At 28.2% G+C, this 12,394-nt stretch carries 14 protein-coding genes and 1 pseudogene; 13 read left to right on the top strand and 2 right to left on the bottom strand.

The window, feature by feature from the left end:
* Positions 1-133: 133 nt before the first annotated feature.
* The 5 genes from ACH2BC_RS03280 to ACH2BC_RS03260 all read left to right on the top strand — a co-directional run bounded on the left by ACH2BC_RS03280 (position 134) and on the right by ACH2BC_RS03260 (position 4,745).
* Positions 134-844 (top strand): hypothetical protein, encoded by a 711-nt coding sequence (locus ACH2BC_RS03280; RefSeq protein WP_395052558.1) that lies wholly within the window; start codon positions 134-136, stop codon positions 842-844.
* 10 nt (positions 845-854) lie between these two features.
* A complete protein-coding gene (locus ACH2BC_RS03275) occupies positions 855-1,505 on the top strand; it encodes a hypothetical protein (protein ID WP_395052557.1) in 651 nt (216 codons plus the stop codon).
* On the top strand, positions 1,484-2,257 hold the full coding sequence (locus ACH2BC_RS03270) for a sensor histidine kinase (RefSeq protein ID WP_395052556.1): 774 nt from the start codon (positions 1,484-1,486) through the stop codon (positions 2,255-2,257). Before ACH2BC_RS03275 ends, ACH2BC_RS03270 begins: the two co-directional genes overlap by 22 nt.
* Complete coding sequence (locus tag ACH2BC_RS03265; RefSeq protein WP_395052555.1) at positions 2,258-2,893, top strand: response regulator; 636 nt, start codon at positions 2,258-2,260, stop codon at positions 2,891-2,893.
* A 364-nt stretch (positions 2,894-3,257) separates the two neighbouring features.
* Positions 3,258-4,745: an aminotransferase class V-fold PLP-dependent enzyme gene (locus ACH2BC_RS03260; RefSeq protein WP_395052554.1), complete on the top strand. Its 1,488-nt coding sequence runs from the start codon at positions 3,258-3,260 to the stop codon at positions 4,743-4,745.
* 8 nt (positions 4,746-4,753) lie between these two features.
* Here the strand turns inward: ACH2BC_RS03260 and ACH2BC_RS03255 are convergent, their stop codons facing one another.
* The gene (locus tag ACH2BC_RS03255; protein WP_395052553.1) at positions 4,754-5,821 is read right to left on the bottom strand and encodes a branched-chain amino acid aminotransferase; all 1,068 of its coding nucleotides are present in this window, start codon (positions 5,819-5,821) and stop codon (positions 4,754-4,756) included.
* Positions 5,822-6,111: 290 nt separating this feature from the next.
* Here ACH2BC_RS03255 and ACH2BC_RS03250 point away from each other — a divergent pair, with 290 nt between their 5' ends.
* The 5 genes and pseudogenes from ACH2BC_RS03250 to ACH2BC_RS03230 all read left to right on the top strand — a co-directional run bounded on the left by ACH2BC_RS03250 (position 6,112) and on the right by ACH2BC_RS03230 (position 8,536).
* Positions 6,112-6,636 (top strand): DUF4920 domain-containing protein, encoded by a 525-nt coding sequence (locus ACH2BC_RS03250; protein ID WP_395052552.1) that lies wholly within the window; start codon positions 6,112-6,114, stop codon positions 6,634-6,636.
* Positions 6,636-7,097, top strand: coding sequence for a hypothetical protein (locus tag ACH2BC_RS03245; RefSeq protein WP_395052551.1), 462 nt, complete (start codon positions 6,636-6,638; stop codon positions 7,095-7,097). The genes ACH2BC_RS03250 and ACH2BC_RS03245 overlap by 1 nt, the downstream gene beginning before the upstream one ends.
* 24 nt (positions 7,098-7,121) lie before the next feature.
* Positions 7,122-7,784 (top strand): annotated as a pseudogene (mnmD, locus tag ACH2BC_RS03240) (tRNA (5-methylaminomethyl-2-thiouridine)(34)-methyltransferase MnmD).
* Positions 7,785-7,912: 128 nt separating this feature from the next.
* Positions 7,913-8,110 (top strand): hypothetical protein, encoded by a 198-nt coding sequence (locus ACH2BC_RS03235; RefSeq protein WP_395052550.1) that lies wholly within the window; start codon positions 7,913-7,915, stop codon positions 8,108-8,110.
* 207 nt (positions 8,111-8,317) lie between these two features.
* Positions 8,318-8,536 (top strand): hypothetical protein, encoded by a 219-nt coding sequence (locus tag ACH2BC_RS03230; RefSeq protein WP_395052549.1) that lies wholly within the window; start codon positions 8,318-8,320, stop codon positions 8,534-8,536.
* A 90-nt stretch (positions 8,537-8,626) separates the two neighbouring features.
* Here the strand turns inward: ACH2BC_RS03230 and ACH2BC_RS03225 are convergent, their stop codons facing one another.
* Positions 8,627-9,568 (bottom strand): LysR substrate-binding domain-containing protein, encoded by a 942-nt coding sequence (locus ACH2BC_RS03225; protein ID WP_395052548.1) that lies wholly within the window; start codon positions 9,566-9,568, stop codon positions 8,627-8,629.
* 185 nt (positions 9,569-9,753) lie between these two features.
* Between ACH2BC_RS03225 and ACH2BC_RS03220 the strand changes: the two genes are divergently transcribed.
* From ACH2BC_RS03220 to ACH2BC_RS03210, 3 genes are all read left to right on the top strand, one after another.
* Positions 9,754-9,990 (top strand): hypothetical protein, encoded by a 237-nt coding sequence (locus ACH2BC_RS03220; protein ID WP_395052547.1) that lies wholly within the window; start codon positions 9,754-9,756, stop codon positions 9,988-9,990.
* Positions 9,991-10,057: 67 nt separating this feature from the next.
* Positions 10,058-11,713, top strand: coding sequence for a SulP family inorganic anion transporter (locus ACH2BC_RS03215; protein ID WP_395052546.1), 1,656 nt, complete (start codon positions 10,058-10,060; stop codon positions 11,711-11,713).
* Between the two features lie 5 nt (positions 11,714-11,718).
* Positions 11,719-12,339, top strand: a complete 621-nt coding sequence (locus ACH2BC_RS03210) for a carbonic anhydrase family protein (RefSeq protein WP_395052545.1) — start codon at positions 11,719-11,721, stop codon at positions 12,337-12,339.
* Positions 12,340-12,394: the final 55 nt, after the last annotated feature.

Here is a 12,394-nt window from a genome sequence, read left to right as displayed (position 1 = left end):
AAAAAATACCGTGAAAACACCTAGAGGTTAAATAGTGATAATCCTAAAAAAAATATTTAATAAGTTACATTCCTTTGTAAAATAATTTTAACTATTTTTAACAATTGATACCTAACCCTAAAACAACTTTTTTATGAAATCACAACTTTTAAAATGTTTATTACTTATGCTGTTAACAGCTTTGTTAACTTATTTTATTACCTGCTACTTTTTTTGCAATGACAAAGACAATGGCGGAACAAGAGATTTGGCTTCCATTTGTATGAATTATGAAAGTCAACCGCCAGCAACATTAACAACTAAAATGATTTCAAGTATGGTTGGTCAATATTCTGGAAAGCAATTAAACAGTATACAATCAGATTCGTTAAATCAAATACCTAAAGATGCAAGAGCAATATGGTTTGATTTAGAAACATTAAAACAATTTATGTATCAAATAGAATACAATGCTGGGAAAAACTTCGCAGAAAGTAAGGATAAAAGATTAGGAGTAAGAATTTATTATGCTGCTTATCCAGAAAATGATAAAATGAGAGCAATGGAACCATCTCAAACTGATCCTAATTTTAGTTATAATCCAGCTTACGAAAAATTGCATACTTTAGTAATGATACCAACTATTGCAGAAAAAGAAGGTGTAGACTATGATTTTAATCCACTAGATGTTTCTACTTATAATGGATATACAAGAATGCCAAAAACTGGTAAGTATTATACTGATGAAACTTATTCTGGAATATCACTTGGTTCTAGTAGTAGGGCTCAAACTGGTGAAAATGTTAGTGCTAGAAACCACGGAATGTTATATCCACCAGATAGTATGACAGGATTTGGATTTTAATAAATAATATATGAGTCAATTACAAACCATTTTATATAATACAATTATTTTTAGTGAGATAATTTGTGCAATCATAAGTATTTTTTATTTTAAGAAAACTAATAAAACTTATTGGAGATGGTTTGTAATATATTTAATTTTCATTGCGTTAGCTGAGTTATTTAGTAAATTTGGTTTGAATTATATTCCAAAATTAAGAAGGTATTATTACAATTTTTTTATTATACCAGTAGAATTTATTTTCTTTTATTGGTTGTATGCAAAAAAATCTTTAAAATCTGATAAATTATTTTACTCAAGTTTAGCAATATATTTTATGTTTTTCATCCTTCATTTTTATAGTTTAGATTCAATTAGAATGATAAGTTCAATGACATATACGGTTGGAGTATTTCTTTTAGCAATTATGGTTTATTTAGAGTTTATAAAACAAATAAAATCAGATGAAATTTTAAATTTTACAACTAATAAAATGTTTTATATCAATATTGGAGTTATGTTTTTTTATATTGGAACATTGCCTTTTTTTGCTTTAGACAAAGATATGTTCTTTAGTGATAAAGAATTATGGAGTAATTATAAAACCTTTTTTTTATTCTCAGTTAACATAATGTATTTATTATTTTCAGCATCATTTATATGGGGAAAATCGAAAACATAATACCACTTTTATTATTTAACGGTTTCTTTATTTTATTTATTGCTGGTATTATAACTTTCATCAAGCAATACAAACTAAAGAAAAAAGAACACACAGCTATGCTTCAATTTCAGAAACAAGAATACCAAAAAGAATTACTTGCCACACAACTAGAAGTGCAACAGCAAACCATGCAGCATATAGGTAGAGAAATTCACGATAATATTGGTCAAAAATTAACTCTTGCAAGCTTGTATACGCAACAACTTGCCTACGAAAATAAAGCACCACATATTAATGAAAGCATAGAAAATATTAGCACAATTATAAATCAATCGTTGTCAGAATTAAGAGAATTATCTAAATCATTAACTGATAACACCATCGAAAAATCAGCAATTTCTCAACTTTTAAAATTAGAAGCTGATAAAATAAACGAGCTTAAAATTTGTAATGTAAAATTTGAAAATGCAACTCAAAGTTTACAATTATCCTATCAAACAAAAACAGTTTTACTTCGCATAACACAAGAATTTATTCAAAACAGTATCAAACATTCGCATTGTAAAAATATTTCTATTTTACTATCATCAACTTCTAATTCAGCCAAACTAGAACTTAAAGACGACGGAAAAGGATTTGAAATATCAACAACTAAATCCAACGGAATTGGCTTAAACAATATGAAAAAAAGAGCTGAAATGATTAACGGAAAGTACCAATTTGAAAGCAATAAAAACGGAACAAAATTAACCATTGAAATACCAATTTAAATGAAAAACTCAATTGTTATAGTAGACGATCATATTTTAATTGCCAAAGCATTACGTGGTATTATAGCCAATTTCGAAAACTTTGAAGTACTTTACGAATGTGAAAATGGTAAAGATTTACAAGACAAGTTTAAGGCGAACAACCCAATTCCAAACATAGTTTTGTTAGACATAAGTATGCCAATTATGGACGGATTTGAAACTGCAAAATGGTTAAAAGAAAACCATCCAGAGACACTAATTATGGCGTTGAGTATGCAAGATGATGAAAAAAGCGTTATAAAAATGGTAAAAAATGGTGCCACAGGATATTTATTAAAAAACACACATCCAGCCGATTTAGAAAAAGCACTTCTTGCCATCGTAAAAAACGGATTTTACTATCCAGATTGGGCTGCAAGTAAGGTTTTTGCAAGCTTAAACGATAGAAATAACTACAACGAAATTAAAATAACTACCAGAGAATCAGAGTTTTTAAAATACGTTTCTACCGAAATGAGTTACAAAGAAATTTCCGAAAAAATGTTTTGTTCACCAAGAACTGTAGAAAGTTATCGCGACAATCTTTGCGAAAAATTAGAGCTTAAAACCAGAGTTGGTCTTGCCGTTTACGCCATTAAAAATGGTTATGTTTAAACAATTTTTTATCAAACAAAAACAGTATCAATTTAATAGATGATGTCACATTGAGCTTGTCGAAATGTTTTTATAATAGAAATGCAAAAAAAAAAGCACTTCGACAAGCTCAGCGAGACAAGTTTGAATTTAAATAGCAATTAAATAATATTTTAAAATAGCTTTTTCAAACGAATTTTGCACTATCAATTTTTTAATTAATAAGCAATAAATGGCTTGGGCTTTATCTAGTTATGTAATTCCTATTTTCCATATCAATACTTTTTTTAATTGCTTTGGGTTTTAACCCAAAGCATATTCAATTTTTGTAAACTTTTAAAAATCAACCAAAAAGTACTATATTTACAATCAAATTCTAGTACTAATGATTGCTACCGAAAACGTTACCGATTTAGAAACTTACTTCAGTCAATTCCGAAAAAACATAATCGGAATCAATCAAGAATTCGATTCACCTTTTGGAAAACAAAAAATTATTTATACCGATTGGACGGCAAGCGGAAGATTATATCGACCAATTGAAGAAAAAATTACAAACGAATTCGGACCATTTGTAGCCAACACACATACCGAAACTACTATTTCTGGAACTGCAATGACAATGGCTTATCACAAAGCACGACATATTATAAAACATCATGTTAACGCCAATGATAACGATGTTTTAATTAATGATGGAACAGGAATGACTGGTGTTGTAAACAAGTTTCAACGAATTCTTGGCTTGCGAATTCCAGAAAATCTTAAAGAATTTGCAACAATTCCATCAGCAGTAAAACCAGTAGTTTTTATCTCACACATGGAACATCATTCTAATCAAACCTCTTGGTTAGAAACTATAGCCGATGTGGTTGTAATTCCAGCTTGCGACGAAGGATTATTTTGCATAGACAATCTTAAAGTTTTATTAGAACAATACCAAGATAGAGTTTTTAAAATTGCTTCAATAACTTCGTGCTCTAATGTTACAGGAATAATTACGCCATATCATGAAGTTGCTAAGTTAATGCATCAGAATAATGGTGTTTGTTTTGTAGATTTTGCTTGTTCTGGACCATACGTCAACATCAATATGCATCCAGAAGATGCCGAAAGTTATCTTGATGCAATTTTCTTTTCACCACATAAATTTCTTGGTGGTCCAGGCACTTCTGGAGTTTTAATATTTAATAAAAATTTGTATAAAAATAATGTTCCAGATTGTCCTGGTGGAGGCACAGTTTCTTGGACAAATCCTTGGGGCGAACATAAATACATAGACAATATTGAAGACAGAGAAGATGGTGGAACGCCAGGTTTTCTTCAAGTTATAAAAACTGCTTTGGCAATTCAGCTTAAAGAAAAAATGGGTGTAACTAATATTTTAAAACGTGAACACGAACTAATAGAATATGTTTTCGAATTATTAGGAACTACTGAAAATATTAAAATTTTAGCACCAAATCAAAAGGAACGATTAGGAGTAATTTCTTTTTATATAGAAGAATTGCATTTTAATTTAGGAGTAAAATTATTAAACGATAAATTTGGTATTCAAACTCGTGGAGGTTGCAGTTGCGCAGGAACTTATGGTCATCATTTATTGCACGTAGATCACGAAATGTCTAACGATTTAGTCTGTCAAATAACGCAAGGCGATTTAATAAAAAAACCAGGATGGATTAGAATGTCCATTCATCCAACAACTACATTTGAAGAAATTCAAAAAGTGTGTTCTAGCATTTTAGAATTAGCAAATAATCATAAAATTTGGAAAGAAGAATATATTTATAACTCTAAAACCAACGAATTTTATCATAAAAACGCTATTGATTCTGAAAAAGAAATGGTAGAAAAATGGTTTTCTGTTTAAATTTATGTTTAGATTTTTACAGTCCAACCAAAAGTATCATCAGCCAATTTATATTGAATATTGGTCAATTTATCTTTTAATTCTAAAGCAATAGAATCTTCAATTTTTGGCAATTCATAATACACATCTTGATAAGAAAATCCTTTTATCGGATTAACAACTGCAGCAGTTCCTGCTCCAAAAATCTCTTTCAAAGTTCCGTTTTTTGAAGCTTCAACAAGTTCAGAAACCAAAACCGAACGCACTTCTACGTTAATTCCATCACGTTTTGCAATATCAATTAAACTTTTTCTGGTAACACCATCTAAAATTCTTTCACTTGTTGGCGCAGTTAATAATGTGTCGTTTATTCTAAAAAAAACGTTCATTGTTCCTGCTTCTTCTAGTTTGGTATGTGTTGCGTCATCAGTCCAAATAATTTGTTGGAAACCTTTATCATTAGCTAATTTTGTTGGGTAAAACTGTGCAGAATAATTTCCAGCAGCTTTTGCAGCACCAATTCCACCATTAGCAGCACGAGAATAATGCTCTGCAATAATAACTTTTACTTCACCAGAATAATACGAACGAGCTGGCGAAAGAATAATCATAAATCTATATTGAGTTGAAGGTTGGGCAATTACTCCAGAGCCAATTGCAATCATAAAAGGTCTAATGTATAAAGTATTTCCAAGTCCTTTTTTTACCCAATTTTTCTCAATTTTCAAAATCGTTTTTAATCCATCAATAAAAATATCTTCAGTAATTTCTGGCATTGCCATTCTTTTAGCCGAATTGTTAAAACGTTTGAAGTTTTGATCTGGTCTAAAAAGCCAAACGTCGTCATTTTCATCTTTATAAGCTTTCATTCCTTCAAAAATTGCTTGTCCATAATGAAAAACTTTAGCAGAAGGATCAATTAAAAAAGGTTCGTAAGGTTTTATTGTTGGTTTTTGCCACTGACCATCTTTAAAATCGCAAAGTAGCATATGGTCTGTAAAAACATTTCCAAAGGCAAGATTTTCAAAATCTACCGAATCAATTTTTGATGAAGAAGCGCTAACTATATCGATTTCGAGCGTAGTTTTTAAACTCATATAATAGGTTTTATAGTTTAAAATAATTCTATAATTTAATCAAAATCAATTAGTTATATAAAAATTTTAAAAAGTATTTATTAATTGTTTTATTTTTTGCTAAACTAATAAAAAATTAGATGCTAAAATTACGAAATTTCAATAAATTGTTTCGATTTTTCAATCTTTTAAACTATTTTTAAATTTGTTAGTTAATTCTCAAATAAATTAAAAAAAAGTTGTTTTATTGTATCAAAGTTTTCAATAAGTGATTATTTTTGCCTTTGAATTAAACTCAAAATAATATAAAAATGAAAAAAATATCTATTTTAATGTTTTTGGTTGCACTTTTTATTGGAAGTACTGTAAATGCACAAGTTGAACCTAAAAAATCTAAAAAAGCTAAAGTCGTTGCAACAACAATAAATACTAATGATTATGCACTTTTTGGAGAAAAATTTGATGCAAATAAAGTATTGACTAATAAAGAAATGCTTAAAAAGTATAAGACTTTAAAAAAAGGCGATTCAATTGCTGTAAAATTCAAGTCTACTATTAAAGAAGTTTGCAAGAAAAAAGGATGTTGGATGCAAATGGATTTATCTGAAAGCAAACAATCATTTGTTCGATTTAAAGATTATGGTTTTTTCGTTCCATTAAATGCAGATAATTCTGAAGCAATTATAAACGGAATTGCCTATATAGATGTAGTTTCTGTTGAAGAATTAAAGCATTATGCTAAAGATGCAAAAAAACCGCAAGCAGAAATTGATGCCATCAAAAAACCAGAAATTACATTTGCTTTCAAAGCAACTGGGGTTTTAATTAAGAAATAATGAATAAATTTTTAGTAGTTTTTGTTGCTTCAATGATGCTTTTTTCTTGTCAAAAGAAAGAAGTTGTTAAGGTTGATAATAAAAAAGATTCGGCTAATTGTGTTTCAAAAGAAAAAAAGTTTGAAATGTACGAAATGTCAGAAATGGCAGCATTGATGGAACAAATGTATGTTGAGAATTTACGTTTAAAAGATAAAATTTCTAAAGGCGAAACCGTTGGTAAATTTCCAGAATATTATTCAAAAATTCACACTTCTAAATTTACTGATGAAACAGATAATGATGCTTTTTTTAAAAAACATGCCACTTTATTTATTGCTACGCAAAAATTAATTTATTCTGATACAAATGCAGAGAATGCCAAAAAGAATTACAATTTAGGTATAGAATCTTGTATAAAATGTCACGAAAATAAATGTGGTGGACCAATTCCTAAAATTAAGAAATTGTATTTAAAGTAATATTTAAATATAGAATTAAGTTTTATGCAAAGACAAATTCAAATAACAAAAGACGGTTCAACCACTATACATTTACCAGAATTAAACGAAAGTTACCATTCTAAACACGGCGCAATTCAAGAAGCGTATCATGTTTTTATAAAATCGGGTTTCGAATTATTTTCTCAAGAAAGTATTTCTATTTTAGAAATTGGCTTTGGAACTGGTTTAAATGCTTTTATAACTTTTTTAGAAGCTCAAAAAAACAATAAAACTATTGATTATGTTGGAGTAGAAGCATATCCAGTTGCTTTGGAAGAAGCAATGCAAATGAATTATGTTTCAGAATTAAATTCTTCGGATAAAAACGAAATATTTAATGAAATGCATGAATGTACTTGGGAAGAAAAACATAAAATTTCTCAAACTTTTTGTTTAACCAAGCGAAAACAATTTTTTGAAGATATTATTGATGAAAATTGTTTTGATTTAATATATTTTGATGCATTTGGTTTTACTGTGCAACCCAATTTATGGAATGAAATTATATTTGCTAAAATGTATAAATCACTCAAATTTGGTGGCGTTTTGGTTACTTATGCTTGAAGAACATCCATTAAAAACGCAATGCTATCGTCAGGGTTTTCTGTAGAAAAATTACCTGGCGCACCAGGAAAACGTGAAATGCTAAGAGCTACAAAAAATTAACAGCAACGTTAAACAATTTTTAACTTAGATTTTAGATATCGAATAGATTTTTTTTTTACTTTTGATACTAATTAAAATAATAAAACGTTCTTAAATATAATTATTCTAACCAAATCACCAAGAAATCTATGTCAAGATTAATTTACGACTATTCAAAGTCGGTGTTAGAAAGAGTTAGCTTTGACTCTAAACTTTTTTGTAAAGAATTAGAAAAAGCAGTTAAATTACTACTACCTTATGAAATTGAAGAACTTACAGAATGGTTACTTAGTTTCGTAATTGAAAAACCAGAATTAAGGCACAGTTTACTGATTATCAATAAATAAAAACTAAAGGAACTTAAACGGTTCCTTTTTTATTTGCTGTAAATTTAATTGTAAGTTTATTGATATGTATTTTTACTAAAATTGTAATTTATCGTCTAAAAATGTATTTAATCGATAAATAAATCAATTTTTTCTAGGTTGGTACTATTAATTAATTGTAAATTTACTTTACCTATTAATATAAAGATAACCCTAAATCTTAAAATTATGCCTAGAATGATTTACGATTACACTAAAAACGAGCTTGAAAGTGTAAGTTTTGATTCTAACTTGTTTAAGCGAAGTCTTAAAAAAGCGGTTAGAAATTTATTACCTTATGAAATAGATCAATTGCAAAATTGGCTTTCTTATTTTACGGTAAACAAACCCGAACTACAAATCTGTTCTTCAGAAATATTTGAAGATACAAAAAAAGGATTTTGTTAGTTTTACTATTTAATTTATCTAAAACTTATCCACGAATTTTAAAACTTTTTTCTAAATGAGATTAGAATGGTTTAATATTCGTGGATATAATTATTTTATTGGTTTTGGACTTATAATTTCTACATTCTGAAAAACTATTGCACCTTTAATAACTCCAGCAATTGTTGATCGTAAGGCATCAATAATATGAATTTTAAGTTCGGTTTTTGGATAAATAAGACTAACTTCTCTTGCAGGTTTTGGTTCTTTAAAATGACGTAATTTAGTTTTATTTTTCTCACTTAAATCTAAGGTGTGAAGAAATGGAAGCAAGGTAATTCCCAATCCTTCATCGGCAAGTTTAATTAAAGTTTCAAAACTTCCGCTTTCTATCTGAAAATTAGATTTCTCAGATTTATTTACGTTTTTACATAAATTTAAAATTCCATCTCTAAAACAATGTCCGTCTTGAAGCAACAAAATTTCATCTAAATTCAAATCTGAAACTTCAATTTCTTTTTTATTGTGTATTGAATTATTTTCTGGAATGTAGGCAACAAATGGTTCAAAATAAAGTACAATTTCTTTAATTTTATCTTCATTTAATGGTGTTGCAGCAATTGCAGCGTCAAGATGACCATTATTTAACTTTGTAATAATTTCATCTGTATTTAACTCTTCAATTATCAAATTTACTTTTGGATATTTTTTTATAAAATTATTTAAAAACATAGGTAAAAGCGTTGGCATTATAGTTGGAATAATTCCTATTCTAAAATCGCCACCAATAAAACCTTTTTGATGTTGCACAATGTCTTGAATTCTATCTGCTTCATTTACAATATTCTTTGCCTGATTTACAATTTTTAATCCAATATCTGTAAGTTGAATAGGTTTCTTGGTTCTGTCAAATATCTGAATACCAAGTTCTTCTTCAATTTTTTGAATTTGCATACTTAATGTTGGTTGTGTAACAAAACATTTTTCGGCAGCTAGTGTAAAATTTTTGTATTCGGCAACAGCCAAAACATATTGTAATTGAGTAATTGTCATTATAGTAAAATTTTATACAAATATAAAAACTATCAATTTAACTTATGGTAAATGAGTTTGTTTTTTTTAATTTTTCAATGTTAAATTTTTTATAATACTATTTAACAATTAACTTGATTAGTTACTTTTGCTAAATGAAATTTGCAGTTAATTTTTTTCTTATTATTTTTATTTCTTTTTTAGCAATGCCTACTATAGTTACATTGATAGAAGAGAAAGTTAACGTTACTGCATTTTACTCAACATCTGAAGAAGAAATTCAAAAAGAAGTTAAAGAATTGAAATTAGTTTTAAAAGAGTATTGTTTTCAAGATATTTTACAATTTGAATTCAATTCTAACATTAAAATTTTTAATGAAAATCAATCCAATCTTGATTTAATTTCTAGAGATATTTTAATTCCACCACCTAAATTAATTTAATACAAACAACAGTTTTATTTTAATTTCACATCGTGTGAGGTTATGTTTTGTATTAAATTTTTTAGGAATGACAAAAAAAATCAATCTTTTTGCAAACCTTAAATCTGATTTTGCCTCAGGTTTAGTGGTATTTTTAGTAGCACTTCCGTTGTGTTTAGGAATTGCATTGGCATCTGGCGCACCATTATTTTCAGGAATAATTTCTGGAGTAGTTGGCGGAATAATTGTAGGTTATTTAAGCCAATCACATTTAAGTGTTTCTGGTCCAGCAGCAGGATTAACAGCTATAGTTTTAACTGCAATAACCGATTTGGGAGCATTTAACGTTTTTTTACTAGCAGTGTTATTAGCAGGAATTATTCAACTTTTATTAGGATTTATTAAAGCAGGAACTATTTCTAATTATTTCCCTAACAATGTAATTGAAGGAATGCTTGCCGGAATTGGAGTAATAATTATTTTGAAACAAATTCCGCACGCATTTGGATACGATCCAGATTTTGAAGGTGATGAATCATTTTTTCAAATTGATGGTGAAAACTCATTTTCTGAAATTTTCCAAGTATTAAATCATATTCAATTGGGTTCAGTTTTAATTGCTGTAATTTCTTTATCTATTTTAATAGTATGGACTAAAGTAGTTTTTTTAAAGAAATTAAAATTAGTTCCAGCAGCATTAGTTGCAGTAATTGTTAGTATACTTTTAAATGAATTTTTTATAAAAACTGGAAGCGCTTTTGTAATTTCTAAAGAACATTTAGTGAGTTTGCCTGTTCCAAAATCTTTTGATGAATTTAAAAACATTATTGTTACACCAGATTTCTCTGCTATAACTAATACTAAAGTTTGGATTGTTGCGGTAACCATTGCTGTTGTTGCATCAATTGAAACTCTTTTGTGCATTGAAGCATCAGATAGAATGGATGTTTCTAAACGATATACTGATACTAATGTTGAACTTAAAGCACAAGGAATTGGAAATATTATTAGTTCATTAATTGGTGGATTACCAATGACATCTGTAGTTGTAAGAACTACTGCTAACAATGCTGCTGGCGCAAAATCTAAAATGTCTACAATTATTCACGGAGTTTTATTAATGGTTAGTGTTTTATCAATACCATTTATTTTAAATAAAATTCCTTTGGCTACGTTGGCTGCTGTTTTATTAATGGTAGGTTATAAATTGGCAAATCCTAAAACGGTTAAACATTTTTGGGACAAAGGAAAATATCAATTTATTCCATTTATTGCTACTTTTATAGGAGTTGTATTTACAGATTTATTAAAAGGTGTAGCTTTGGGAATGGTTATTAGTGTAATTTTTATTCTGAAAGGAAATATGAAACGTGCTTACAGTTTTAAAAAAGAAGAATATAAAGATGGCGATATTATTCATATAGACTTGGCGCAAGAAGTTTCTTTTTTAAATAAATCGGCAATTAAATCTACACTTTCATCTATTCCTGCTAATTCTAAAGTTATAATTAATGCAACAGATACTGTTTATATTGCTCACGATGTATTAGATTTGATTAAAGAATTTAAAAAAATAACTTCTAAAGATGAAAATATAAAAGTAAAACTTATTGGATTTAAAGAAGCATACGAACTAGAAAATACAGAAGGATTTAAAAATACAGTTACTTATGAGCATAAATATGATGCTATGAAAAGACAAACTGTAAAAGTTGAAGTTAATACAATTGATTTTAAAGAATAATAAAGATGAAAACATTAAATAAAGAAATGCAATCTGCCATAACACCAACTATGGCTGTAGAAATTTTAAAAGATGGTAATAAAAGATTTATGAATAATCTAAAAGCCAACAGAAATCTATTAGAACAAGCTAATGAAACGTCTGATGGTCAACATCCGTTTGCAGTGATATTAAGTTGTATAGATTCTAGGACTTCGGCTGAACTTATTTTTGATCAAGGTTTGGGTGATGTTTTTAGTGTTCGTATCGCTGGAAATATTATTAATGAAGATATTTTAGGAAGTATGGAATTTGCTTGTAAAGTTGCTGGTTCTAAAGTTATTGTAGTTTTAGGACACTCTAAATGTGGCGCGGTAAAAGGTGCTTGTGATCATGTTGAAATGGGTAATCTTACAGCTTTGTTAAGTAAAATTCAGCCAGCAGTTTATGATGAAAAAACCGAAACTGAAAACAGAAATTCAGCTAACGCTGAGTTTGTTGAGAAAGTAGCTTCAATAAATGTAAAGAGAACTGTTAATGCCATTATGGAAAGAAGCCCAATTTTAAAAGAGATGATTCTAAATGGAGAAATTGGAATAATTGGCGGAATGCATAATATTGCAGATGGTGAAGTTTCTTTTTATTAATTTTTTAAATTATAATAGTTGCTAATAGATCTCTTCTTTTTTGTGCAGAATAAAA

It is taken from the genome of Flavobacterium sp. (assembly GCF_043760115.1).
In the GTDB taxonomy this organism is placed as follows: Bacteria; Bacteroidota; Bacteroidia; order Flavobacteriales; family Flavobacteriaceae; genus Flavobacterium.
This window is presented reverse-complemented; position numbering and strand designations above follow the sequence as displayed.